Below are 25,624 nucleotides of genomic sequence, written 5' to 3' on the forward strand. Positions count from 1 at the left end.
TGCCATAGACACCATCCCTGTCTTCCCCGCCTTAACAGGCGGGTTTTTTTTGCCTGAAGGTTCAGATGAATCCGCTATACTAGCCAGCAATCATTTGCTGGAGCCCCTATGAATCAACAATATGGGAAGCTAGTGAGCCGAGCCGCTATTGCTGCCACGGTCATGGCATCGTTGTTACTTTTGATCAAGATTTTCGCCTGGTGGTATACCGGTTCGGTCAGTATTCTGGCGGCATTGGTGGATTCGCTGGTGGACATTGCCGCGTCGCTGACTAACCTTCTTGTGGTGCGATACTCGTTACAACCCGCTGATGAAGAACATACCTTCGGCCACGGTAAAGCAGAATCACTGGCGGCGCTCGCGCAAAGTATGTTTATTTCCGGTTCTGCGCTGTTCCTGTTTTTGACCGGGATTCAGCATTTAGCCGATCCGGCGCAGATGAAACAGCCGCTAGTGGGCGTCGTGGTCACGATGATCGCGTTATTCAGCACCCTGATACTTGTGACGTTCCAGCGGTGGGTGGTTCGTAAGACACAAAGCCAGGCCGTTCGAGCAGATATGCTTCATTATCAGTCTGATGTTATGATGAACGGAGCCATTCTTATTGCGCTGGCCCTGTCGTGGTACGGCTGGCACCGCGCAGATTCGATATTTGCGTTAGGGATTGGCGTCTATATTTTGTATAACGCGATCCGCATGGGGCATGACGCTGTGCAATCGCTTTTAGATCGCGCACTACCCGATGACGAACGCCAGGCAATTATTGATATCATCAATGCATGGCCGGGTGTAAAAGGGGCGCATGATCTCCGTACGCGGCAGTCAGGGCCGACCCGCTTTATTCAAGTCCATATCGAAATGGAAGACAATTTGCCGCTGGTTCAGGCGCATGTTATTGCCGAACAAGTGGAACAAGCGATTTTGCGTCGCTTCCCTGGGTCAGATGTGATTATTCACCAGGACCCCTGCTCGGTTGTTCCATCGCAGCAGCAAGGGCATTTTGAGCTTTAATTTTTCGTTGTAAAAGTCAGACATAATCGATGTTTTGTGAATAAAATACCGACATATGGCCTGACCTGAATCAATTCAGCAAGAAGCGGTTGTTATACTATTTGCAGCAGAGTTGATGCCTCGGCATATCGTAGGCCGTTTCCGGCAACAGTATTAATTTGCATTCAAAAGTTTAGAGGTAGTCATGATCAAAAAAATTGGTGTGTTGACGAGTGGTGGTGATGCGCCGGGCATGAACGCTGCGATTCGTGGTGTGGTGCGTGCAGCCTTGTCGGAAGGTCTGGAAGTCGTAGGTATTTATGACGGCTATCTGGGATTGTATGAAGACCGCATGGTTAATCTGGACCGCTACAGCGTGTCCGATATGATTAACCGCGGTGGTACCTTCCTGGGCTCCGCTCGTTTCCCGGAGTTTCGTGATGAGAAAATCCGTGAAGTGGCTATCGAGAATTTGAAAAAACGCGGTATCGACGCACTGGTTGTTATCGGCGGTGATGGCTCCTATATGGGTGCTATGCGTCTGACCGAAATGGGCTTCCCATGCATCGGCCTGCCAGGCACCATCGATAACGACATCAAAGGCACCGATTACACGATCGGTTTCTTTACCGCTCTGGAAACAGTTGTGGAAGCCATTGACCGCCTGCGTGATACCTCTTCCTCCCACCAGCGTATTTCTATCGTGGAAGTGATGGGTCGTTACTGTGGCGATTTGACCTTAGCTGCGTCTATTGCCGGTGGTTGTGAATTTGTTGTCTTGCCAGAAGTTGAGTTTAATCGCGAAGATCTGGTTGAAGAAATCAAAGCAGGTATCGCTAAAGGTAAGAAGCACGCTATCGTTGCTATCACTGAGCATATCTGTGACATCGACGAGCTGGCTCAATATATCGAGAAAGAAACCAAACGCGAAACCCGCGCCACGGTTCTTGGCCACATTCAGCGCGGTGGTTCTCCGGTTGCTTACGATCGCATTCTGGCTTCCCGCATGGGCGCTTACTCCATCGAACTGCTGCTGCAAGGCCACGGCGGTCGTTGCGTCGGCATTCAGAATGAGAAACTGGTTCACCATGACATTATCGACGCTATCGAAAACATGAAGCGTCCGTTCAAAGGTGACTGGTTGGATTGCGCTAAGAAACTGTACTAATTCACGCAGTGTGAAAATTGAAGCCGGGGAAACCCGGCTTTTTGTCGTTTGTTATATGCACAATAGTTATAGCCAATCTTTTTTTATTCTTTAATGAATGGGAAACTTTCTGGCACGCTGCTTTCATCAAAACTGATAAAAGAGAGCGAGCGATGAATAAGTGGGGAGTAGGGCTTACATTACTGTTGGCATCAAGCAGTGTTCTGGCGAAAGATATTCAGTTACTTAACGTCTCTTACGATCCCACTCGCGAGCTTTATGACGAGTATAACAAGGCGTTCAGTGCTCACTGGAAGCAGCAAACCGGCGATAACGTGGTTATTCGTCAGTCTCACGGTGGTTCAGGCAAACAAGCCACATCCGTAATCAACGGTATTGAAGCGGACGTCGTGACGCTGGCGCTGGCCTACGATGTTGATGCGATTGCCGAGCGTGGCCGTATCGACAAAAACTGGATTAAACGCCTGCCGGATAACTCTGCCCCGTACACATCGACCATCGTGTTCCTGGTGCGTAAAGGCAACCCTAAACAAATTCATGACTGGAACGATCTGATTAAACCGGGCGTTTCAATTATCACCCCGAACCCAAAAAGTTCTGGCGGCGCACGCTGGAACTATCTGGCCGCGTGGGGCTATGCCTTGCATCACAATAACAACGATCAAGCCAAAGCTCAGGATTTCGTGAAAGCTGTTTATAAGAACGTTGAAGTGCTGGATTCCGGCGCACGCGGTTCAACGAATACCTTCGTAGAGCGTGGTATTGGCGATGTGCTGATTGCCTGGGAAAACGAAGCGCTGCTGGCAACCAACGAGTTGGGCAAAGACAAGTTTGAAATTGTTACTCCGAGCGAGTCTATTCTTGCGGAGCCGACTGTTTCCGTGGTCGACAAAGTGGTCGAGAAGAAAGGAACTCAGAAAGTTGCCGAAGAGTATCTGAAATACCTGTACTCACCGGAAGGACAGGAAATCGCCGCGAAGAATTACTACCGCCCACGTAATGCGGATGTCGCGAAAAAATACGAAAATACTTTCCCGAAACTGAAGCTGTATACCATTGATGAAGAATTCGGCGGCTGGACCAAAGCGCAGAAAGAACATTTCTCGAATGGCGGAACCTTCGACCAAATTAGCCAGCGTTAAATATAATGACGGCCCTGAAAAGGGCCGTTTTGCTTTTGAGTTCCCGGAGTTTGCGTTACGCTGAAAACTCTCTCTTGGTCCTGAGGTTTTCATGCAGCGGCGTCGGCGCACGATAGTTCTCGTCATTCTTTTGTTGATAGTTGCCGCTGTAAGCTGGTTTAGCCTCCGGCAATATCTGCATCACCCTGACGCCCTTTGGCGTATCGTCAGCCAGCAATGTGTTCCCCATCAGCGTGATAACCAAAACCCTGAGCCTTGTGCCAAAGTCGATTTGCGGTCCGGATACGCATTGTTAAAAGACATTAATGGCCCGCTGCAATACCTGTTGTTGCCTACGGTGAAAATGAAAGGCATGGAAAGCCCGGAGTTATTGCAGGCTAAAACGGCTAATTTCTTCTGGCTGGCGTGGCAGCAGCGCGCTGTTATGAGCCAGCGACGGGGAGCGTACGTTCCTGATGAGGTTATCTCTCTCACCATCAACTCCACCACCGGACGCACCCAGAATCAGCTACACATCCATATTTCATGTTTGCGCCCGGACGTGCGTAGCCAGTTAAATCAGTATGCAAAAAGCTTGAATAGCGACTGGCAGAATTTCCCGGTACCGCTGGCAGGAAACGTGTATATCGCAAGGAAAGTCACTGAGGCTGAGTTTTTGCAGCGTAGCCCATTTATTATGCTGGCATCTCAGGTACCGCAGGCTCGCGAACATATGGGGCGTTATAGCCTGGCGATGGCGCAACTGAGGGATGGGGAGTGGGTCGCGTTGGCGACGGAGCGGAATTTACTGCGTTTGAATTTGGCTTCTGCGGAACAACTGCAAGATCACAGCTGCGAACTACTGAAATAATAAAGGCCCTGCCGGAGCAGAGCCTTAATATTTTTAAGCGAGAAAACTTATGCTTTTTTCGCTTCAGCAGCCGCTTTAACGATAACTGCAAATGCGTCAGCTTTCAGAGATGCACCGCCAACCAGCGCGCCATCGATGTCTGGCTGAGCAAACAGCTCTGCTGCGTTTTTATCGTTTACGGAACCGCCGTACTGGATAATGACTTGTTCAGCCACTTTAGCGTCAGCTTTAGCAATGTGGTCACGAATGAATTTGTGAACAGCCTGAGCTTGAGCAGGAGTTGCAGATTTACCCGTACCGATTGCCCAAACTGGTTCGTAAGCGATCACTGCACCTTCGAACGCGTTTGCGCCCTGAGTTTTCAGAACGGCATCAATCTGACGTGCACACACTTCTTCAGTTTTGCCCGCTTCGTTTTCTGCTTCAGTTTCGCCGATGCAAAGAACTGGGATCAGGCCAACTTCTTTCAGGATTGCGAATTTTTTAGCGATCAGTTCGTCAGACTCTGCGTGGTAAGTACGACGCTCGGAGTGACCGATGATGATGTATTTAGCACCAACATCTTTCAGCATCTCTGCGGAAACTTCCCCGGTGAATGCGCCAGACAGGTTCAGGTCAACGTTCTGAGCACCAAGAATGATGTGGCTACCAGAAGCAGCATGTTTAGCCAGATCCAGGTACATAGTAGGAGGAGCGATAGCAACGCCACAGCCAGCAACGCCAGCCAGCTCTTTGCGTAAGCCAGCAATCAGCTCGTGTACCATGTGCTTGCTGCCGTTCAGTTTCCAGTTACCCATCACCAAAGGATGTCGCATCTTTATTCTCCACAAGGTCAAACAAATAAAAGAATCGCTGCCATTCAGGGCAGCATGGTCTGTGAAACAGTATAGAGACTCAGCAAGCTAAAGGCTTTGCTTTTTGTCATATATACCCATCATCCTTCAAGCCGCAGGGGTGTTAGCTGCACTCACTTACCCGAATCACTTACCTTAGTAAGCTCATCGGATAAGCTCCCTGGCCGCCTACCTGCGACTCGAATGCTAATGGGTATATTTAATTGGTGTTAAGCGTTTCAGCTAGCGTCAGCTTAATCGGTTCAACAGCGAAGGTAAGCCCTTTTTCTCCGTTATCCGCGACAACATAGCGAATAGCGCCATCGGTTTGCGCGTAATAGCGTTTATTCTTTCCGTCCGTGAGAAGTTTGGTGAGTTTTGCCACGCTTTGCTGTTTAGAAAGCGACGAAGTGAACGTACGAATCACTGCCGCCATATACTCATTGGCTTTCGCGCGCGCAGTTTTTTGCTCGGGCCCTTGAATGGGCAGCCACGTTATCTGAATGGACTTTATTTTTAGCGTACCGCGCTCAAGCGCTGCGGAGGAATAGAGGTTCTCATTGATTTTACTGGCAGCGCGCATCAGGTTCACCTCATCCGCAGCAGAATCGATGGCGCGAAATTCGTTGATCGGCAAAGACGGGTTTGCGGCGGTGAATTTTTCCCGAAATTGCGTAATATTCATATCAAATGTTGGGGCTCCCGCCAGTAAATACGGGGCGGCCTGTAACGTTGAGGCAGAATCTGCAGGCGGATCGGCCCAGGCCACCGTGGCGGGTAGCGCCAAAAAAGCCAGAGCGGCAAACAGATATCTCATCGACAAATTCTCCAGTGAATCCCTTTCCCGATTAAATCGGCATTCCGTTGGCTTGTCAAAACCCGGCGTTGCCAGGGTACACTACGGCGCTAAACAATAAAATGGACCTTACCATGACCATACAGCAATGGCTGTTCTCTTTTAGCGGACGTATTGGACGCCGTGACTTCTGGATTTGGATTGGCGTTTGGTTAGTTGCGCTGATTATTCTCTTCACCCTCGCGGGTGCGGAAATTATGCCTTATTCCACCGCCGGTTTCTTTTTATCGGGGTCGTTGATTCCGACGGCCGCCGTGATTGTGAAACGTCTGCACGACAGAAACAAGAAAGGCTGGTGGGCGCTACTGTTTATTCCTGCCTGGTTGTTGCTGGCGGGGAACTGGGAAACTTTCGGCACTTTAGCGCAGTGGGGTTTAGGGCGTTTTATCCCGACCCTGATTCTGGTGATGGTTATCATGGACCTGGGCGCGTTTGTTGGCACCCAGGGTGAAAACCGATTTGGCAAAGACACTAGCGAAGTGAAATACCGCTAATAAGCCATTACGTTACCAGTAGTGTTCTGCGGTCATATGGCCCGGTCGACGGCGCAAATGTTTGGTCATCTGCCGGGTATCTTTCAGCAACTGTTGCGTGTCGCGAACCATTTGTGGGTTACCGCACAGCATCACATGGCTGGTCTCGATATTCATTGGCAGGCCTACCGCCGCTTCAAGTTCACCGCTTTCAATGAGTGCAGGCACGCGCCCGGTTAATGAACCCGGAACTGATTCCCGACTCACGACAGTCTGAATACGTAACTTCCCTTCATATTGCTGCTGGAGCTTCTGCATCAAAGGCAGGTAGCTCAAATCTTGCGCATAACGTACCGCGTGCAGCAAAACGATATTCTCGAATCGCTCCAGCCCTTTACCTTCCTGCAAAATCGAAAGATAGGGCCCCAATGCCGTGCCTGTCGCCAGCATCCACAGCGTCTGGCAATCCGGTACTTCATCCAATACAAAGAAACCTGCTGCTTCGCTAACCAGCATAACTTCATCGCCCGGTTGCAGAGCATGTAGGCGAGGGCTCAGTTTGCCCTCAGGAACGGTCACCAGGTAAAACTCAAGATTAGGATCGCTTGGCGCATTGACGTAGGAATAGGCGCGCTGGACGCGTTCGCCATCAACTTCCAACCCAAGCTTGGTAAATTGCCCTGCGGTGAAGGGGTCGACGGGCGCATGAACTGTGAGACTAAAAAGAGCGTCAGTCCAGTTTTGTACCTGGATAACTTTACCTTTAACCCATTCCGCCATGATGTTCTTCCTGCAATTCGAGTAATTTAGAAGGTGTTGCTTTTGCCCTATCTTCCCCAGAAAAATGTGAGATTTCCAGCCGCCGAGAGCTGGAAAGCTCAATCAGACAAACGGCAGCGTTACAGAATATGCGTCTGAACGTCCGGGTCTTTGCGGTCAAGATAGTGAATCGATTTGATGCGACGAATCGTGCGAGATTTACCCCGAATCAGCAGCGTTTCGGTGGTTGCCATATTCCCCTTGCGGGTAATGCCATCCAGCAGATCGCCTTTGGTAATGCCGGTTGCGGAGAAAATAACGTTGTCATTGCGCGCCATATCATCAAGCTTTAACACCGCGCCCGCTTCGATACCCATTGCTATGCAACGCGCAAGTTCTTGCTCGCCGATACGGCGATTTTCTTCGTTGTCGCCTTTGACATGGTGACGAGCCAACAAGCGGCCTTGCATATCGCCATCTAACGCGCGAATGACGGCTGCGGAAATCACGCCTTCAGGAGCGCCACCAATACCGTACATTACATCAACTTCGCTATCCGGCATGCAGGTCAGAATTGACGCGGCTACGTCACCGTCAGGAATGGCGAAAACGCGCACGCCAAGCTTTTGTAATTCGACAATTGTGGTGTCATGGCGAGGTTTAGCGAGAATCGTAACGGTCAGTTCACTCAGCGGTTTGTTGAGTGCAACAGCGATGTTATAAAGGTTTTCAGCTAACGGCAGGTTAAGGTCGATAATGCCTCTGGCCCCAGGGCCTACAATCAGTTTTTCCATGTACATATCAGGCGCGTTGAGGAAGCTGCCTTTATCGCCCACCGCCAGCACAGCCAGCGCATTGGCCTGGCCCATGGCTGTCATGCGCGTACCCTCTATAGGGTCGACGGCGATATCTACCGCATCACCCTGGCCGGTACCGACTTTTTCGCCAATATAGAGCATCGGCGCTTCGTCGATTTCCCCTTCGCCAATCACAATCTGGCCGTCAATATTGACCTGATTGAGCATAATACGCATGGCGTGGACGGCTGCGCCATCGGCAGTATTTTTATCGCCACGGCCTAACCATTTATAACCCGCCAGCGCTGCGGCTTCGGTTACACGGGAAAATTCAATCGCAAGTTCTCGTCTCATTGCACACTCATTTAGCAAGTAGAATTGCGACGGAGTTTAGCACAGGCGGGGGATCGTCAGGGAAAGCGTAGTGTTGGTATGGAAACAGGATGCCCTCATCCCAACCCTCTCCCACAGGAGAGGGAGAGAGTAAGGAGGCTATATCAATACTTAGTTTTCTTCGTGATCTTCCCAGGCCAGCGCACGCTTAACGGCTTTTTTCCAGCCAGCGTAGCGGTAATTACGTTCGGTGGTTTCGATACCCGGACGGAACTCTTTCTCGATAACCGCTTTCTCGCTCACTTCGTCCAGATTCTGCCAGAAGCCAACCGCAAGACCTGCCAGATAAGCGGCACCCAACGCCGTAACTTCACGCACTTCAGGACGCTCCACGCGCGTTCCCAAAATGTCAGACTGGAATTGCATCAGGAAGTTATTCGCTACCGCACCGCCATCGACGCGCAGGGCATGCAGACGAATATCTGCGTCGGCTTGCATTGCTTCCAGAACATCACGCGTTTGGTAAGCGATGGATTCGAGTGTGGCACGGATAATATGGTTTGCGTTCACACCGCGAGTCAGGCCGAAGATTGCGCCGCGGGCATACGGGTCCCAGTAAGGTGCGCCGAGCCCTGTAAAGGCCGGAACGACATACACGCCGTTGGTATCTTTTACTTTCGTGGCAAAGTACTCAGAGTCTGTTGCATCGCTTATCAGTTTCATCTCATCGCGCAGCCACTGAATAGACGCGCCGCCCATGAATACCGCTCCTTCCAGAGCGTAATTCACTTCGCCTCGTGGGCCGCAGGCAATGGTCGTCAGCAAGCCGTGGGTCGATTTAACCGCCTGCGTGCCGGTATTCATCAGCATAAAGCAGCCTGTGCCGTAGGTATTTTTCGCCATCCCTTCTTTAACGCACAGTTGGCCGAATAGGGCGGCCTGCTGGTCACCGGCGATCCCGGCGATGGGAATACGCGTCCCGCCTTTACCGCCGATGTTGGTCTGACCATAAACTTCTGAGGATTTACGCACCTCTGGCAGCATAGCGCGTGGAATATCGAGCGCTTCCAGCATGCGATCATCCCACGTCAGGTCGTGAATATTGAACATCATGGTACGCGAAGCGTTGGTGTAATCGGTAACGTGCACACGGCCTTGAGTCATTTTCCAGATTAGCCAGGTATCGACCGTACCAAACAGCAGTTCGCCACGGCGCGCACGCTCACGTGAGCCTTCCACGTGGTCAAGGATCCACTTCACTTTGGTACCGGAGAAATACGGGTCAACGACCAGGCCGGTGGCTGATTTGATGTACTCTTCGAGGCCGTCACGTTTGAGTTGCTCGCAGATTTCTGCGGTACGGCGGCACTGCCAGACGATGGCGTTGTAAATAGGTTTGCCGGTCTCTTTTTCCCAGACAATCGCGGTTTCACGCTGGTTGGTGATACCGATGGCGGCAATCTGGTCTGAGTTGATGTCGGCCTTTGCCAGGACTTCGACCAGCGTTGAGCTTTGTGTCGCCCAAATCTCCATCGGGTCGTGCTCTACCCATCCTGCTTTCGGATAAATTTGCTGAAACTCGCGCTGTGAAACGCTAACGACGTTGGCATCGTGATCCAGGACGACCGCGCGGGAGCTGGTGGTACCCTGGTCGAGTGCGACAATGTATTTTTTTTCGTGGCTCATAGTTTTGTCCTGAAGTCAGTCTTACAAAGAAGCATTTTGTTGCGTGGAAGTGCTGGATTTCTCATCTTCCACAACACAAACATCGCATGGTAAATGGCGGCCAATCAGCTTACGGTAGCCAAATGCACCTAATGACGCGCCTACTATCGGGCCAAACACTGGCACCAGGAAGTAGGGAATATCGCGACCACCGGTAAAGGCAACATCGCCCCAGCCTGCAAGCCAGGCGAAAAGTTTAGGGCCAAAATCACGCGCTGGGTTCATCGCAAAGCCGGTCAATGGCCCCATGGATGCGCCGATGACCGCAATCAACAAACCAATCAACAGCGGTGCTAAAGGGCCGCGAGGAATGCCGTTGCCATCGTCAGTGAGTGCCAGGATAACGCCCATCAAAATAGCGGTAATCATCATCTCCACGGCAAATGCCTGAACGAGATTAATGTGTGGATTTGGATAGGTTGAGAAAATACCGGCTAAATCCAGGCTTTCTACGCTGCCGCGCACCATGTGATGCGTCTGCTCGTAATCGAGGAATAAATTGTAATACAGGCCATAGACCAATGCTGCGGCGCAGAACGCACCTGCGATTTGCGACACGATAAAGGGCAGTACTTTACGCTTATCGAAGCAGGCGAACAGGCAAAGCGCGATGGTTACAGCCGGATTAAGATGTGCGCCGGAAACCCCTGCGGTCAGGTAGATAGCCATCGCCACCCCCAGGCCCCAGATGATACTGATTTCCCATTGTCCGAAGCTGGCGCCCGCCACTTTTAAGGCGGCAACACATCCTACACCAAAGAAAATCAACAATGCGGTACCCATAAACTCGGCGATGCACTGACCTTTCAAGGTTGATGGAGCTGTCTGACTCATAATAGGGTCCTGAAGGCAAAATTAATGATTATTGTTTGTTCGGGCTTCCCTGCCACGCAGGTGCCATGTAGGCATAGTGTTAATTTATCGTTAACGAACATAAACGAGAAATATCGAACGTTGAATTTGTGTGTCTCGTCATAAAAATGAGCGATCACGCGCTATAAAATGCGCATTATCACCCAATAAAAGCAACGTAAATGCCCAGGTAAGTAATCAAGACGTTAACAAATACTGATTTTGGGCCGCCCGGTCATTCGGCATAAGCCGAAAAACGTTATGTTACGCAAAGAGCGCTTGAACTCGCTGGACACGGCTACTCACGCTACTTACAATCGAGACACGCTGCGTGGAGCGCATATATTCATAAGGTGTCTTCGGGGAATATCCGGGACGGGGATGTAGACATCCATCAACGCCTTGCAATTCAGGAGAGGTTCGAAATGTCATTTGAAGTGTTTGAGAAACTGGAAGCAAAAGTACAGCAGGCGATTGATACCATTACCCTGCTGCAAATGGAAATCGAAGAGCTGAAAGAGACTAACAACAATTTGTCTCAACAAGTTCAACAGGCTCAGGGCAATCACGAAGAATTAGTTCGCGAAAACAATTCTCTGAAAGAACAGCAGCATGTTTGGCAGGATCGTCTGCATGCCCTGTTAGGTAAGATGGAAGAAGTCTAAATACCCGTCATACTTCGAGCCGCAGGGGTGTTGGCTGCTCTCCCTTGCCGCCTACCTGCAACTCGAATTATTTACTAAGAGTATTTAGAAAGAAGAACGGGCGCCTCAGGGCGCCCGTTTTGTTATTCGATATCGAGGGGGTCTTCGGAAAGGATGATACCGGTATTGTCAGCGTAGAGATGGTCGCCGGAGAAAAAGGTCACGCCACCGAAGTTAACGCGCACATCACTTTCACCAACGCCAACACCCGCAGAACCCACAGGAATAGCGGCAATCGCCTGAATACCAATATCCAGTTCTTCCAGGTCATCAACCTGACGGACTGCGCCGTATACCACAATGCCTTCCCACTCGTTTTGAGCAGCCAGACGGGCAAGTTCCGCATCAATCAACGCGCGACGGACAGAGCCACCGCCATCAATTAACAGCACGCGTCCACGGCCATTTTGTTCGAGCAGATCATACAACAATCCGTTGTCCTCGAAACATTTCACCGTGATGATTTGCCCGCCAAAGGACGACCGCCCACCGAAATTGGAAAACAGCGGTTCAACGACGTTGACATCTTCCTGATAGATGTCGCAAAGCTCGGAAGTATCATATTTCATAGGATTAAGATTCTGTTGCTGCACGAGTTGTCAGTATATCGCTTAATGTTAACTGTTGGCAAAATCATCAATTGTTAATTGATATTTGTCAGCTAAAACGACACCGTACTGAGAACAACTCCTACAGCAAACAATAAGTTAGTGAGTAATGCGCCTTTTACCGTGCGCTCAAGCATCGGACGCATTGCGACCGGTTCCGCTTCGCGCAATACGTAACGCGTCTGCTTAATCAACAAAGGTGCCGCCAGGATAAACAGCCAGCCCCAAAGGTTTTGCAGCCAGATCAGATTAAACACCGCCAGGCATGCCAGAGCGCCCATCAGCAGGCAGGCGTGATAGCGACGGGCAAGCTCTGGCCCTAAGCGCACCGCCAGCGTGTTTTTGCCGTTTTCCCGGTCACTGTCAATATCGCGCAGGTTGTTGATATTGAGTACCGCGGTTGCCAGCAGGCCACATGCCGTTGCGGGTAAAAAGACTAACGGAGCGAGAGTATGCGCTTGCAGATACCAGGTCCCTGCCACGCTCAACCAGCCAAAAAAGACCAGTACCGAAATATCGCCCAGCCCCATATAACCATAGGGACGAGTGCCAACGGTGTAGGTAATCGCGGCAATAATTGCCAGCAAACCCAGCGCCAGGAAGCCGAGAAAATCTGCCAGCGTACGGCAGGCGACAGCCACCAGTGCCAGGCCTGAGAAGCAAATTAATACCACGGTAATAATCAGCGCTTTTTTCATTTGCGCCTGCGTGATGACCCCTTTTTGCATCCCACGTAGCGGCCCGATACGGTCTTCTTTGTCACTACCTTTTACCGCATCGCCGTAATCATTGGCCAGATTAGAAAGGATTTGCAGCAAACCGGCGGTCAGTAGCGCCAGGAATGCGATAGCAGGATTAAATACGCCCTGCCAGTAAGCCAGCGCTGAACCACAGACGATAGAAGCAAAAGCCAGAGGCAAAGTGCGGGGACGAAGGCTTTCAAGCCAGGCTTGAGTCGTGCTTACAGAGTGCGATTCGCTCATAGTTCTCTCTGTTAAAGATAAAAAAATGGAGGGCATAAGCCCTCCATTTGAAATGAAGAAAATACGTTGAGCGCGATTATAGGATAAAACGGCTCAAGTCTTCATCTGCTACTAACTCATCCAGATGTTTGCTGACATACTCGCCATCAATCATGATGGACTGGCCGTTCATCTCACTTGCCTCGTAAGAGATCTCTTCTACCAGACGCTCCAGCACAGTGTGCAGGCGACGAGCACCGATGTTTTCGGTGGATTCGTTTACTTGCCATGCGGCTTGAGCGATACGACGGATACCGTCTTCGGTGAAGTCGATATTCACGCCCTCTGTGCCCATCAGCGCCTTGTACTGCACGGTGATAGAGGCATTAGGTTCAGTCAGAATACGTTCGAAATCTTCAACGGTCAGTGCCTGCAATTCAACGCGAATCGGCAGACGACCCTGCAATTCAGGGATCAGATCGGATGGGCTGGCCACCTGGAATGCGCCGGATGCGATAAACAGAATATGGTCAGTTTTCACCATACCGTGTTTAGTGGAAACTGTGCAGCCTTCAACCAGCGGCAGTAAATCGCGCTGAACGCCTTCACGAGAAACGTCCGGGCCGGAACTGTTGCCGCCGCGCTTACAGATTTTGTCGATCTCATCGATGAACACAATGCCGTGTTGCTCAACGGCGTCAATCGCGTCTTGCTTCAGCTCTTCCGGGTTCACAAGCTTCGCGGCTTCTTCTTCAATCAGAAGTTTCATCGCGTCTTTGATTTTCAGCTTGCGAGGCTTTTGCTTCTGGCCGCCCAGGTTCTGGAACATAGACTGCAACTGGCTGGTCATTTCTTCCATGCCCGGAGGAGCCATGATCTCAACGCCCATCGGTGCCGCAGCCAGATCGATCTCAATTTCTTTATCGTCTAACTGGCCTTCGCGCAGTTTCTTACGGAAAGACTGGCGAGCGGCAGAGGGCTCAGCGGGTGCTTCAGCCTGGCCCCAGTTATTTTTTGCAGGTGGCAGAAGAACATCAAGAATACGCTCTTCAGCCATCTCTTCAGCGCGATAACGGTTTTTCTCGATGGATTGTAGGCGAACCATTTTCATCGCGGAATCGGTCAGATCGCGGATGATAGAATCCACTTCTTTACCAACATAACCCACTTCGGTGAATTTAGTGGCTTCTACTTTGATGAACGGCGCGTTAGCTAATTTAGCCAGACGACGAGCGATTTCAGTTTTACCGACACCGGTTGGGCCGATCATCAGAATGTTTTTTGGCGTCACTTCATGGCGCAGCTCTTCATCAAGCTGCATACGGCGCCAGCGGTTGCGCAGCGCAATCGCCACGGAACGCTTGGCATTGTCCTGGCCAATAATATGTTTGTTCAGTTCGCTGACAATTTCGCGTGGGGTCATTTCAGACATGGGGATTCCTTACGCCTTAGACGCTAATTCTTCGATAGTGTGGAAATGGTTGGTGTAGATGCAGATATCACCGGCGATCCCCAGCGATTTCTCTACGATGTCACGCGCACCCAATTCGGTATTTTCAAGCAGCGCACGGGCAGCAGCCTGGGCATATGGGCCACCGGAACCAATGGCGATCAGATCATCTTCTGGCTGAATAACGTCACCGTTACCGGTGATAATCAGGGAGGCATTTTCATCGGCGACAGCCAGCAGCGCTTCAAGTTTGCGCAGCATACGGTCAGTACGCCAGTCTTTTGCCAGTTCAACTGCCGCTTTCACCAGGTGGCCCTGGTGCATTTCAAGCTTGCGCTCAAACAGTTCGAACAGGGTAAAGGCATCTGCAGTACCGCCAGCAAAACCGGCAATCACTTTGTCGTTATACAAACGACGCACTTTTTTCACGTTGCCTTTCATTACGGTATTGCCGAGCGTGGCCTGACCATCACCACCGATTACGACATGGCCGTTGCGGCGCACACTTACTATTGTTGTCACGAGCAGACCCCTTATTGCATCAGCTAAATAAGTACCCCGATATTTTATCGGGGCTGAATGCAATTATAGATGGGGGGGATTTTGGGGGTTTCAACCCCCAGAGCCAAGACGAATACAGTTAGCGTGACCAGCCATCTTCAGACGGTTGAGCGTCCCGTCGGCATTGTCTTTGCCCTTGATTGGGCCAATGACCACACGGTTCCAGCCATTATTGGTGGTAATGCGCGAATCAAACCCTTCGAAAGCAAGCTGCGCACGCACGGTTTCAGCCTGTTCACTGCCTTTGAATGAACCGCACTGAACCATCCAGCGCTTCTCATCTTTTGGCTTGTCCTGAGGTGCTGGGGCCACTTTTGCAACTTCTTCGCGGGTAATCGGAGCCGTTTTAGGCTGCGCACTTGGCTGGGCTGCACGCTGCTGAGTATGCGGCGGCGTTTGCAACAAATCTTGATACGGCTGTACCGTTGACGCCGCTGCGCGTGGTGGCTGTTGCACCGGACGCGGCTGCTGCGATTGCTGCTGCACAACGCGTGGCTGTGGAGCCGTTTGTTGAGCCGTATATTGTTGCTGTTGTTGAATTTGCTGCTGCTGAATCACTTTCTGGCGCTGTAGCGTGTACTGACGCTGCTCTGGCGTCTGCTCATTCCACGGCACTTCGTTAAGTTGAGTTGGCTGCTGACGCATATCTGACTGCATTTGCTCAAGCAACTGGCGCTGTTCGTTCGTCAACTGGTCTTTGTTCTGCACTTCGCCACCAGCCGTTGGTTCAGTAGGGCTACGTACGCCCGTCTGGCGGTTTTCCAGCTCTTTAATATAACGCCAGCGCTCTTCTGGTTTCGGTGGCAGACCATTGCCTGCAACTTTATGACCAGGCAGGGCTTCGCTTTCATCTTTTTTATGATGAGTAATGAAGTACAGAGCGCCAATAAAGGTCACCAGGACGGCGGCCGCAATAGCGACCATTGTCGGCGAGACAGATGGTAGGCTGCGTTGCTTGCTGCGGGTGTTACTTTTCTTACGCCGCGTACCTGACGATTGCCCGCGGCGTACATAATCTCGTTGTGCCACTATTGATTCGCTATATTTTTTTCGTTTATCAGCCCGCCATGTTACTTAATGGGCATCCCTTTGACCAGAATCCAGTGTCCTAAAGCGGTTCATTTTCTACTGCCCGGTGCGCTGGTGGAGCCTCGTTCAATGAGCTCGCAGTCTAACAAGCGCGAACCACTACTCACGGCGTGGCCGTTAAGTTGGTCCAACAGCAACAGCATAGCTTCCCGGCCGATATCGAAACGGGGCTGCGCAACGGTGGTGAGCGGTGGGTCACAGAACTGGGACAGCGCGATGTCATCGAAACCCATAATGGACAAATCTTCCGGCACGCGTAAGCCACTGCGTTTTGCGTGAGAGAGTGCACCCAGCGCCATTACGTCGCTATGGCAGAAAACTGCGGTAGGTGGATTTGGCAGGGCTAATAGTTGTGTTAACGCCGCAGCGCCCGCTTCATAGGTAAAGTTACCCCGAGCGATATAGTGCGGATCAATCACTGTTCCTGCGCGGCGCAATGCCTGGACGTACCCTTGCAAGCGGTAGTGGCAAAGCGGCATTTCTTCAGGGCCTGCAATACAGGCAATTCTTTGGTGGCCTAGCTGCTGCAAATAGTAAACGGCGTTAAACGCGGCCGTCAGGTTATCAATATGAACCGTGGGCAGTTCGAGTTCAGGGGCAAATTCGTTTGCCATCACCATCGGTGGCAAATTGCGTTGTTCTTCAATACTTGCATCGAAGGGAAGACGTGAACCGAGCAGCAACATGCCGTCAATTTGCTTAGTTACAATCAAATTGATGAAGGTTTTTTCCTGCTGATTTTGATGAGCGCAATCACCAATCAACACCAGATAGCCTTGCTCTGCGGCGGTCACTTCAATTCCGCGAATAATCTCGCTAAAGAAAGGGTCGCAGATATCCGGGACGATAACCAAAATGGTGCGCGATTCATTACGCTTTAGATTTCGCCCCAAAGAATGGGGTAAGTAACCAACAGCGATGGCTGCCTGTTCCACAAGATTGCGTGTGCTTTGCGATACTTTTTCCGGATTCATTAACGCCCGGGATACTGTTGCAGTTGAGACTTTCGCCTGAACGGCAACATCTTTCATGGTTGCACTGGCAACCTGCTTCTTCGGCTTCAACTTCTTCTCCTCGCATGCACTTTACAGGTGCTGACAACGTCCGTGGTGTCTGACCATGTTCACATTCTTAGCAGAAATTGATGAGCGCTGGTTACAGTTATTTCATTAAAAGTGTGATGGTCGTTGAATTTTTCGATCTGCTTCGCATATCCATAGGGCATTGGGTTAACCATCAGTAGGGTCAACGTCCAACATCCACTTCACTTTCCGTGACTCCGGTAACGTATTGACCAATTTTAACGAATGGCTAACCAGGCGTTGCAGACGCGCCCGGGAAGGGTGTTGCAAAAGAATTTGCCAGCGGAAACGACCGCCGCGTTTTGGCTGTAGGCAGGGCACCGGTCCCATAATCCAGAGTTGATCATCCCTCAATGGGCTGGACTCCAGAAGGTTTCGTAACTGCTGCAAAAAGAGCGGCGCCTGATGATTATTTTGGTCTTCGGCACGGAACATGATGTGGCTGGTAAACGGGGGCAAAAATACGGTCTGGCGCTCTTTTAGCGCCTGGCTTGCGAAATCGTCATAACCTTTGGTGAGCAGCGTTTGTAATAAAGGGTGCTCCGGGTGGTGCGTTTGTAACAGTACTTCGCCCTGTTTCCCTGCGCGTCCGGCGCGGCCTGAAACCTGAATATACAGTTGAGCAAAACGCTCTGCGGCGCGGAAGTCGGCAGAGAATAGGGCGCCATCGACATCCAGTAATGCCACCAGCGTGACATCCGGGAAGTGGTGGCCTTTGGCTAACATCTGCGTACCAATCAGAATGCGCGCGCCGCCGCGATGAACTTCCGCCAGTTGTTGCTCAAGAGCACCTTTACGGCTGGTTGTATCGCGGTCAATGCGTGAAATCGGCACGCCAGGAAATTCCGGCTCCAGACTATGCTCGAGCTGTTCTGTCCCCATGCCGACCGGCACCAGGTTAGTTGAACCACAGTGCGGGCACTGCTGCGGAATGGCTCTTTGGCTATCGCAATGGTGGCAACGCAAATGGCGCTGGCCCTGGTGGTAGGTGTAATAGTGGTCGCAGCGCGGGCATTCCGCTATCCATCCACACTCATGGCACAGCAGCGCTGGGGCAAATCCACGGCGATTAAGAAACAGGATCACCTGATTATCCGCTTTCAGGTGCTGACCAATTTTTTTGATCAGTGCGGGCGCGAGACCGGATTTCAGCGGCTGACCTTTTAAATCCACCACTTGCTGAGTAGCCGGGCGGGCGTTACCGGCGCGTTTGGTCAGACGCAACTGCCGATATTTCCCCACCTGAACGTTGTGCAACGTTTCCAGCGCAGGCGTTGCGGAGCCAAGAATAATAGGAATATCTTCCGCATGCGCACGGTAAACCGCCAAATCGCGTGCGTGATAACGCCAGCCTTCTTGCTGTTTGTACGAGCTGTCATGCTCTTCATCAATGACGATAACGCCGAGTCGGCAAAATGGTGTGAACAGCGATGAACGGGTACCAATGACAATCGCGGCTTCGCCACTGCGTGCTTTGAGCCACACGGCAAGGCGCTCGCTGTCGTTAAGACCGGAATGCAAGACTTCAACCGGCGCGTTAAAACGTTCACGGAAACGGGCGATGGTTTGTGGCGTCAGGCCAATTTCTGGCACGAGCACCAAGGCTTGTTTACCCTGAGCCAGCACGTTTTCCAGCACACTGAGATAGACTTCTGTTTTGCCCGAGCCGGTAATCCCCGCCAGTAGCCAGACGGCAAAATGGTCGGCGGCACTATGAATGGCCCCGATTGCCGTGGCCTGCTCGGTGTTGAGGCGTAAACGCTCACCTTCAACTGAATAGCTATCGCGCCAGTCCGTAGTAGAAGGCGCGGCACTTTTCAGATCGCATAACCCTTTCGCTCGCAGCGCCTGCAAGCCCGTTTCACTGATTTCCAGCTCGCCTATTTGATGCCGCCAGAGGATATTTTGCCGCACCGCCGCCAGCGCCTGCTGCTGCTTAGGGGCGCGTTTCAAGCTGTTGAGATCAACGGCTTTGCCTTCTTCCGTGGCAAACCAGTACCACAGTGGCGCATGGTGCGCGGGCTTTCCCTGGCGCAATAAACCAGGAAGAGCATGAAAAAGAACATCGCCGAGCGGATGGTGATAATACTCAGCCGCCCATATCAGTACGCGCCATAGCGGAACGGGAAACAGCGATTCACTATCCAGAACCTCAGCCACTGGCTTTAGCTCGTTGAGGGGTAATTCGCTATGCTCGCTTATCGCAACGACAATACCGACAGCCTGGCGTTTACCAAACGGCACCATGACACGACAGCCTGATGCCATCTGCATTCCCTCGGGAATGAAATAGTCAAAAGTACGGGCAAGAGGGACCGGTAAAGCGACGTGGGCGACAGGCATTAAAACATCCAGGCTGATAAAAATGACGAGATAGTGTACACTGTGTGTTCCAGAAAATGCGGATCAGTTTGCATCCATGGTCGGGGTTCTGTATGATTCGCCGCCTTTGATGCGCAGTTTTTGGTATCAAAAAACCTAACTTATCAACTTCGCGTGGTGTCTGGCGTTAGGGCTGGAAGAGCGACGCGGCCTTATACTGAGGTTTTCCATGAAAAAGAATATTCACCCGAACTACGCAGAAGTTACTGCAAACTGCTCTTGCGGTAATTCTATCAAGATCCGTTCTACCGTGGGTCACGATCTGAACCTGGACGTTTGTGGCGAATGCCACCCGTTCTACACTGGCAAGCAGCGTGATGTTGCTACCGGTGGCCGCGTTGACCGCTTCAACAAGCGTTTCAGCGTTCCAGGCGCGAAGAAGTAATTCGCTGCACGGTAAGAGAAAGGCGCCTAACGGCGCCTTTTTTGTTACCCGTCATCCTTCAAGCCGCAGGGGTGTTGGCTGTACTCCTAAACCCCAGTCACTTACCTAAGTAAGCTCCTGGCATTTACTCGCTTGCCGCCTACCTGCGACCCGAATGCTATAGGGTAAACCAATAATTTATTAAGCTAGTATTCCCATGTTTCCGGGTCTATCCCCAGCTCACGCATAATCAACTTCGCTGCTTCTGGAATTTCATCGCTACGCTCTTTGCGCAGGTCTGCATCGTTTGGCAACGGTTGGCCCGTAAACGCATGCAAAAATGCTTCGCACAGGAGCTCACTGTTTGTTGCGTGACGCAGGTTATTCACCTGGCGACGGGTACGCTCATCGGTGAGGATTTTTAACACCTTCAGAGGAATGGACACCGTAATTTTCTTTACTTGCTCACTCTTCTTCCCGTGCTCAGCGTAAGGGCTGATATATTCGCCGCTCCATTCAGCCATGAGATACTTAATCCTCTTATCAATGTATATATGCTTCAATCGTATTGGCACGATTGAAACGATTATCTATTGCGTAGTGTAAGCGTTTATTGGTTCGCGATCTGCGACGCTATCACTCTAAAGTGGGTAATTTTAACGGCTATTGCGACTTTGCTCAATCTATACGCAAAGAAGTTTAGATGTCCAGATGTATTGACGGCTATCGCGGCAATGTTTACTCTGGAGCCTGACTTTAATTCGACCAGCAAGGATTCGAGAGCCATGACGCGCAAACAGGCAACTATCGCAGTACGTAGCGGTTTGAACGATGACGAGCAATACGGCTGCGTTGTACCGCCAATCCATCTCTCCAGTACTTATAATTTCACCGGATTTAACGAACCGCGCGCGCATGACTATTCGCGTCGTGGGAATCCTACGCGTGATGTCGTACAGCGTGCGCTGGCAGAGCTAGAAGGTGGCGCGGGCGCGGTGCTGACGAATACCGGCATGTCGGCAATCCACCTGGTCACCACCGTTTTCCTGAAACCGGGCGATCTGCTGGTGGCGCCGCACGACTGCTACGGCGGCAGCTACCGTCTGTTTGATAGCCTGGCAAAACGCGGTGCCTATCGCGTTTTATTTGTCGATCAAGGCGATGAAGCGGCATTAGCTGCGGCGTTAAGCGAAAAACCAAAACTGGTGCTGGTCGAAAGCCCAAGTAATCCCTTGTTACGTGTAGTAGATATTGAGAAAATCTGCGCTGCCGCGCGTGAAGCCGGGGCAATCAGTGTGGTGGATAACACCTTCCTGAGCCCGGCATTGCAAAATCCGCTGGCGCTGGGCGCCGATTTGGTGCTGCACTCCTGCACCAAATACCTGAACGGTCACTCTGATGTGGTGGCGGGTGTGGTGATTGCGAAAGATGCCGAGACCGTCACCGAGCTTGCCTGGTGGGCGAATAACATTGGCGTCACCGGCAGCGCTTTCGATAGCTACTTGCTACTGCGTGGTCTGCGTACCCTTTCACCACGAATGGAAGTTGCGCAGCGTAACGCCCAGGCGATTGTCGAATTCCTGCAAACGCAACCGCTGGTGAAAAAGCTGTATCATCCATCGCTGCCTGAAAACCAGGGCCACGAAATTGCTGCACGCCAGCAAAAAGGTTTTGGCGCGATGCTGAGTTTTGAATTTAATGGTGACGAGCAAACGCTGCGTCGTTTCCTGAGTAGCCTGACTCTCTTCACGCTAGCGGAATCGCTGGGTGGGGTGGAAAGTTTGATTTCACATGCGGCGACGATGACCCACGCGGGTATGGCGCCAGAAGCGCGCGCTGCTGCGGGGATTTCTGAAACCTTGTTGCGTATTTCAACTGGCATTGAAGATAGCGAAGATTTAATTGCTGACCTGGAAAATGCGTTCCGGGTGGCAAGAGAGGGGTAAGCATGAGTGTTTCAGCACCAGCAGGGACGTCGGGTCGTCAGCTGCATAAATTTGGTGGCAGTAGTCTGGCAGATGTGAAGTGTTATCTGCGCGTTGCGGGGATCATGGCCGAGTATTCAAAGCCTGGCGATATGATGGTGGTTTCCGCCGCGGGTAGCACAACGAACCAGTTAATTAACTGGTTGAAGTTGAGCCAAAGCGATCGTCTTTCTGCGCATCAGGTTCAGCAAGCGCTGCGTCGTTATCAGAGCGAACTGATTAGCGGCCTTGTGGCCCCTGATGTTGCTGACTCCCTAATCGGTCAATTTATTCACGATCTTGAACGTCTGGCGGGTTTGCTCGATGGCAAAATAACCGATGCTGTGTATGCCGAAGTGGTGGGGCACGGTGAGGTTTGGTCTGCTCGCTTGATGTCTGCGGTGCTGAATCAACTCGGTCACGAAGCGGCCTGGCTTGATGCGCGTGAATTCATGCGTGCAGAACGTGCGGCGCAGCCGCAGGTTAACGAAGGCTTATCCTGGCCGCTGCTGCAACAACTGATGGCGCAGCATCCGCACAAACGCCTCGTGGTCACTGGTTTTATCTGCCGGAACGATGCGGGCGAAACCGTTCTGCTTGGGCGTAACGGTTCTGACTATTCAGCCACTCAGATTGGTGCTCTGGCTGGGGTTTCCCGCGTCACCATCTGGAGTGACGTTGCCGGGGTTTACAGCGCTGACCCTCGTAAAGTGAAAGATGCGTGTTTGCTGCCGCTGTTGCGCCTCGACGAAGCGAGTGAGTTGGCCCGTCTCGCGGCACCTGTGCTGCATGCTCGTACTTTACAGCCTGTGTCCGGGAGCGACATCGACCTGCAACTACGCTGTAGCTATTCTCCAGAACAAGGATCAACTCGCATTGAGCGCGTTCTGGCTTCCGGTACCGGCGCGCGTATTGTCACCAGTCATGACGATGTTTGCCTGATTGAACTGCAGGTCGCTCCGCAGCAAGATTTTAAACTGGCTCATAAAGAGCTGGATACGCTGTTAAATCGCGCCCAGATTCGTCCATTGTCGATTGGCGTGCATCCGGACCGCAATCTCTTGCAGCTTTGCTACACCTCTGAAGTTGCCGGTAGCGTGCTGCAAACGCTTCAGGACGCCGGCCTGCTTGGTGAATTACGTCTGCGCGAAGGTCTGGCGCTGGTGGCGATGGTGGGCGCGGGTGTTTGCCGTAATCCACTCCATAGCCACCGTTTCTGGCAGCAACTAAAAGACCAGCCGGTTGAGTTTATCTGGCAGTCTGAAGATGGTATCAGCCTGGTTGCGGTACTGCGCGTTGGCCCAACGGAGAGCCTGATTAAAGGCCTGCATAAATCCTTATTCCGCGCTGAAAAACGCATCGGCCTGGTGCTGTTCGGCAAAGGCAACATTGGTTCACGTTGGCTGGAACTGTTCGCCCGTGAGCAAGAAACTATTTCAGCCCGTACCGGTTTTGAGTTCGTGTTAGCGGGCGTGGTTGATAGCAGCCGCAGCCTGCTGAATTATGAAGGGCTGGATGCCAGCCGGGCGCTTGCTTTCTTTAGTGATGAAGCGGTAGAGCAGGACGAAGAATCACTCTTCCAGTGGATGCGCGCGCACCCATACGATGATTTAGTCGTTCTGGATGTCACCGCAAGCGAACAGCTTGCCGATCAATATCTTGATTTCGCGAGCCACGGCTTCCACGTCATCAGCGCCAATAAACTGGCGGGAGCCAGCAACAGCCAGAAGTATCGCGAAATCCGCAATGCCTTTACCAAAACGGGTCGTCATTGGCTGTATAACGCCACCGTTGGCGCGGGTTTACCCGTGAATCATACCGTGCGTGATCTGCGCGAAAGCGGGGACTCTATTCTCGCCATTAGCGGTATTTTCTCCGGTACCCTTTCCTGGCTGTTCTTGCAATTTGATGGCACCGTACCGTTTACCGATTTGGTGGACCAGGCCTGGCAGCAAGGGCTGACGGAACCCGATCCACGCGTTGATCTCTCCGGGAAAGACGTGATGCGTAAGCTGGTGATTCTCGCTCGTGAAGCAGGGTATGACATCGAACCGGATCACGTGCGCGTCGAGTCCCTGGTGACTAACGGCAGTGAAACGGGCTCCATCGATCATTTCTTTGAAAATGGCGATGAGCTGAATGACCAGATGCTCCAGCGTTTTGAGGCGGCTCAGGAAATGGGGCTGGTTCTGCGTTACGTCGCCCGTTTTGACGCCAACGGTAAAGCGCGCGTGGGTGTAGAAGCGGTGCGTCTAGAACATCCTCTGGCGGCGTTGTTGCCGTGCGATAACGTCTTTGCTATCGAAAGCCGCTGGTATCGCGATAACCCGCTGGTTATTCGTGGGCCGGGTGCAGGGCGTGATGTGACGGCGGGCGCTATTCAGTCTGATATTAACCGCCTCGCGCAGTTACTCTAAAAAACGGGTTATGTAGGGTGGATTAGCGCAGCGACATCCGACCTACAAAAGCGGTTTACCATAAGTTTCAGGCCAGCTATTGCTGGCCTTTTTTGTTCCTTGTCGCCAAACATGAACAAATTTCAAGTTGATTGAGAATTCCTCATTTCTTGTGTTGAATTTTCAGTTGACGTCATCACGCTTTTCCTTCATCTTGCTATCTAGACGTCTAAACGTCTGAGATGCAAACACAACAACATAAAACGATAAATGCGATTGATGAGGTAAGGGTATGAGCTTTTTTCACGCCAACCAGCGGGAAGCACTGAATCAGAGTCTGGCTGAAGTCGCCGGGCAAATTAACGTTTCCTTTGAGTTTTTCCCGCCGCGCACCAGTGAAATGGAACAGACCCTGTGGAGCTCAATCGACAGACTAAGCAGCCTGAAACCGAAATTTGTTTCCGTGACCTACGGTGCCAACTCTGGCGAACGCGACCGTACTCACAGCATTATCAAAGGCATTAAAGAGCGTACCGGCCTGGAAGCCGCGCCGCATCTGACCTGTATCGATGCCAGCCGGGATGAATTGCGCACTATCGCGCAGGATTACTGGAATAACGGCATCCGCCATATCGTTGCTCTGCGTGGTGATTTACCGCCAGGCGGCGGAAAGCCAGACATGTATGCTTCTGATCTGGTCACTCTGCTGAAAGAAGTGGGTGATTTTGATATCTCGGTTGCGGCCTACCCGGAAGTACACCCGGAGGCGAAAAGCGCCCAGGCGGACTTGATCAACCTGAAACGTAAGATTGATGCGGGTGCAAACCGCGCGATTACTCAATTCTTCTTTGATGTGGAAAGTTATCTGCGCTTCCGCGACCGCTGTGCGGCGGCAGGTATTGACGTAGAAATCGTGCCAGGAATTCTGCCGGTCAGTAACTACAAGCAGGCACATAAATTCGCCACCATGACCAATGTTCGCGTTCCGCACTGGATGGCACAAATGTTTGAAGGGCTGGATGATGATGCGGAAACCCGCAAAATGGTCGGAGCCAACATTGCGATGGATATGGTGAAAATCCTCAGCCGCGAAGGCGTGAAAGATTTCCATTTCTATACGCTAAACCGCGCTGAGATGAGCTACGCGATTTGCCACACGCTGGGTGTTCGCCCAACGTTATGATTCAAATTATGGCCCTCCGGGGCCATTGCTAACCCTCTGTTAAAAAACGTCCCCTTCTGGTTTTCCCTTCGCTTTTCATGGTTATTTTTAAAGTTTGCGCG

Annotated in this window: 24 protein-coding genes; 10 read left to right on the top strand and 14 right to left on the bottom strand. The window is 51.7% G+C overall.

Features of this window, described 5'->3' with window-relative positions:
- The first annotated feature begins 108 nt into the window (after positions 1–108).
- The 4 genes from fieF to AB1E22_RS09920 all read left to right on the top strand — a co-directional run bounded on the left by fieF (position 109) and on the right by AB1E22_RS09920 (position 4,150).
- Positions 109–1,011, top strand: a complete 903-nt coding sequence (gene fieF, locus AB1E22_RS09905) for a CDF family cation-efflux transporter FieF (RefSeq protein ID WP_367595176.1) — start codon at positions 109–111, stop codon at positions 1,009–1,011.
- A gap of 184 nt (positions 1,012–1,195) precedes the next feature.
- Entirely contained in the window at positions 1,196–2,158 is a 963-nt protein-coding gene (gene pfkA / locus AB1E22_RS09910; protein ID WP_367595177.1) for a 6-phosphofructokinase, read from the top strand.
- Positions 2,159–2,310: 152 nt separating this feature from the next.
- Positions 2,311–3,300: a sulfate ABC transporter substrate-binding protein gene (locus AB1E22_RS09915; protein WP_367595178.1), complete on the top strand. Its 990-nt coding sequence runs from the start codon at positions 2,311–2,313 to the stop codon at positions 3,298–3,300.
- 91 nt (positions 3,301–3,391) lie between these two features.
- The gene (locus AB1E22_RS09920) at positions 3,392–4,150 is read left to right on the top strand and encodes a CDP-diacylglycerol diphosphatase (protein WP_367595179.1); all 759 of its coding nucleotides are present in this window, start codon (positions 3,392–3,394) and stop codon (positions 4,148–4,150) included.
- 47 nt (positions 4,151–4,197) lie between these two features.
- On the opposite strand, the gene tpiA is transcribed toward AB1E22_RS09920, so the two are convergent.
- Both tpiA and AB1E22_RS09930 read right to left on the bottom strand, forming a co-directional pair.
- The gene (tpiA, locus tag AB1E22_RS09925) at positions 4,198–4,965 is read right to left on the bottom strand and encodes a triose-phosphate isomerase (RefSeq protein ID WP_367595180.1); all 768 of its coding nucleotides are present in this window, start codon (positions 4,963–4,965) and stop codon (positions 4,198–4,200) included.
- Between the two features lie 238 nt (positions 4,966–5,203).
- Positions 5,204–5,800, bottom strand: a complete 597-nt coding sequence (locus tag AB1E22_RS09930) for a DUF1454 family protein (protein WP_367595181.1) — start codon at positions 5,798–5,800, stop codon at positions 5,204–5,206.
- 113 nt (positions 5,801–5,913) lie between these two features.
- On the opposite strand from AB1E22_RS09930, the gene AB1E22_RS09935 reads away from it, so the two are divergent.
- Positions 5,914–6,333 carry a DUF805 domain-containing protein gene (locus tag AB1E22_RS09935; RefSeq protein ID WP_367595182.1) on the top strand — a complete coding sequence of 140 codons (420 nt, stop codon included), beginning with the start codon at positions 5,914–5,916 and terminating at the stop codon, positions 6,331–6,333.
- A gap of 12 nt (positions 6,334–6,345) precedes the next feature.
- Here AB1E22_RS09935 and fpr read toward each other — a convergent pair whose 3' ends face one another.
- The 4 genes from fpr to AB1E22_RS09955 all read right to left on the bottom strand — a co-directional run bounded on the left by fpr (position 6,346) and on the right by AB1E22_RS09955 (position 10,760).
- Entirely contained in the window at positions 6,346–7,092 is a 747-nt protein-coding gene (gene fpr, locus AB1E22_RS09940) for a ferredoxin--NADP(+) reductase (RefSeq protein WP_367595183.1), read from the bottom strand.
- Positions 7,093–7,211: 119 nt separating this feature from the next.
- Positions 7,212–8,222 carry a class II fructose-bisphosphatase gene (gene glpX / locus AB1E22_RS09945; protein WP_367595184.1) on the bottom strand — a complete coding sequence of 337 codons (1,011 nt, stop codon included), beginning with the start codon at positions 8,220–8,222 and terminating at the stop codon, positions 7,212–7,214.
- A 150-nt stretch (positions 8,223–8,372) separates the two neighbouring features.
- Positions 8,373–9,887: a glycerol kinase GlpK gene (gene glpK, locus AB1E22_RS09950; RefSeq protein ID WP_367595185.1), complete on the bottom strand. Its 1,515-nt coding sequence runs from the start codon at positions 9,885–9,887 to the stop codon at positions 8,373–8,375.
- Positions 9,888–9,908: 21 nt separating this feature from the next.
- The gene (locus tag AB1E22_RS09955) at positions 9,909–10,760 is read right to left on the bottom strand and encodes an MIP/aquaporin family protein (RefSeq protein WP_367595186.1); all 852 of its coding nucleotides are present in this window, start codon (positions 10,758–10,760) and stop codon (positions 9,909–9,911) included.
- Between the two features lie 443 nt (positions 10,761–11,203).
- Here AB1E22_RS09955 and zapB point away from each other — a divergent pair, with 443 nt between their 5' ends.
- A complete protein-coding gene (zapB, locus tag AB1E22_RS09960) occupies positions 11,204–11,443 on the top strand; it encodes a septal ring assembly protein ZapB (RefSeq protein WP_367595187.1) in 240 nt (79 codons plus the stop codon).
- Positions 11,444–11,565: 122 nt separating this feature from the next.
- On the opposite strand, the gene rraA is transcribed toward zapB, so the two are convergent.
- The 7 genes from rraA to priA all read right to left on the bottom strand — a co-directional run bounded on the left by rraA (position 11,566) and on the right by priA (position 19,577).
- Complete coding sequence (gene rraA / locus AB1E22_RS09965) at positions 11,566–12,051, bottom strand: ribonuclease E activity regulator RraA (RefSeq protein ID WP_367595188.1); 486 nt, start codon at positions 12,049–12,051, stop codon at positions 11,566–11,568.
- A gap of 92 nt (positions 12,052–12,143) precedes the next feature.
- The gene (gene menA, locus AB1E22_RS09970; RefSeq protein ID WP_367595189.1) at positions 12,144–13,073 is read right to left on the bottom strand and encodes a 1,4-dihydroxy-2-naphthoate polyprenyltransferase; all 930 of its coding nucleotides are present in this window, start codon (positions 13,071–13,073) and stop codon (positions 12,144–12,146) included.
- Between the two features lie 76 nt (positions 13,074–13,149).
- Positions 13,150–14,484, bottom strand: a complete 1,335-nt coding sequence (hslU, locus tag AB1E22_RS09975) for an HslU--HslV peptidase ATPase subunit (RefSeq protein WP_367595190.1) — start codon at positions 14,482–14,484, stop codon at positions 13,150–13,152.
- Between the two features lie 9 nt (positions 14,485–14,493).
- The gene (gene hslV / locus AB1E22_RS09980) at positions 14,494–15,024 is read right to left on the bottom strand and encodes an ATP-dependent protease subunit HslV (protein ID WP_034461419.1); all 531 of its coding nucleotides are present in this window, start codon (positions 15,022–15,024) and stop codon (positions 14,494–14,496) included.
- A 90-nt stretch (positions 15,025–15,114) separates the two neighbouring features.
- Positions 15,115–16,092: a cell division protein FtsN gene (gene ftsN / locus AB1E22_RS09985; protein WP_367595191.1), complete on the bottom strand. Its 978-nt coding sequence runs from the start codon at positions 16,090–16,092 to the stop codon at positions 15,115–15,117.
- An 89-nt stretch (positions 16,093–16,181) separates the two neighbouring features.
- Positions 16,182–17,216: a DNA-binding transcriptional regulator CytR gene (gene cytR, locus AB1E22_RS09990; protein WP_367595192.1), complete on the bottom strand. Its 1,035-nt coding sequence runs from the start codon at positions 17,214–17,216 to the stop codon at positions 16,182–16,184.
- Between the two features lie 165 nt (positions 17,217–17,381).
- Positions 17,382–19,577, bottom strand: a complete 2,196-nt coding sequence (gene priA, locus AB1E22_RS09995) for a primosomal protein N' (protein ID WP_367595193.1) — start codon at positions 19,575–19,577, stop codon at positions 17,382–17,384.
- A 208-nt stretch (positions 19,578–19,785) separates the two neighbouring features.
- Here priA and rpmE point away from each other — a divergent pair, with 208 nt between their 5' ends.
- Positions 19,786–20,001 (top strand): 50S ribosomal protein L31, encoded by a 216-nt coding sequence (gene rpmE, locus AB1E22_RS10000; protein WP_124022232.1) that lies wholly within the window; start codon positions 19,786–19,788, stop codon positions 19,999–20,001.
- Between the two features lie 185 nt (positions 20,002–20,186).
- Here the strand turns inward: rpmE and metJ are convergent, their stop codons facing one another.
- Positions 20,187–20,504 carry a met regulon transcriptional regulator MetJ gene (gene metJ, locus AB1E22_RS10005; RefSeq protein WP_367595194.1) on the bottom strand — a complete coding sequence of 106 codons (318 nt, stop codon included), beginning with the start codon at positions 20,502–20,504 and terminating at the stop codon, positions 20,187–20,189.
- Positions 20,505–20,765: 261 nt separating this feature from the next.
- On the opposite strand from metJ, the gene metB reads away from it, so the two are divergent.
- From metB to metF, 3 genes are all read left to right on the top strand, one after another.
- Complete coding sequence (gene metB / locus AB1E22_RS10010) at positions 20,766–21,926, top strand: cystathionine gamma-synthase (protein ID WP_367595195.1); 1,161 nt, start codon at positions 20,766–20,768, stop codon at positions 21,924–21,926.
- A gap of 2 nt (positions 21,927–21,928) precedes the next feature.
- Entirely contained in the window at positions 21,929–24,361 is a 2,433-nt protein-coding gene (locus tag AB1E22_RS10015; protein ID WP_367595196.1) for a bifunctional aspartate kinase/homoserine dehydrogenase II, read from the top strand.
- A 271-nt stretch (positions 24,362–24,632) separates the two neighbouring features.
- Complete coding sequence (metF, locus tag AB1E22_RS10020; protein ID WP_367595197.1) at positions 24,633–25,523, top strand: methylenetetrahydrofolate reductase; 891 nt, start codon at positions 24,633–24,635, stop codon at positions 25,521–25,523.
- Positions 25,524–25,624 lie beyond the last annotated feature (101 nt).

Source organism: Buttiauxella gaviniae, from assembly GCF_040786275.1.
Classification (GTDB): domain Bacteria; phylum Pseudomonadota; class Gammaproteobacteria; order Enterobacterales; family Enterobacteriaceae; genus Buttiauxella; species Buttiauxella gaviniae_A.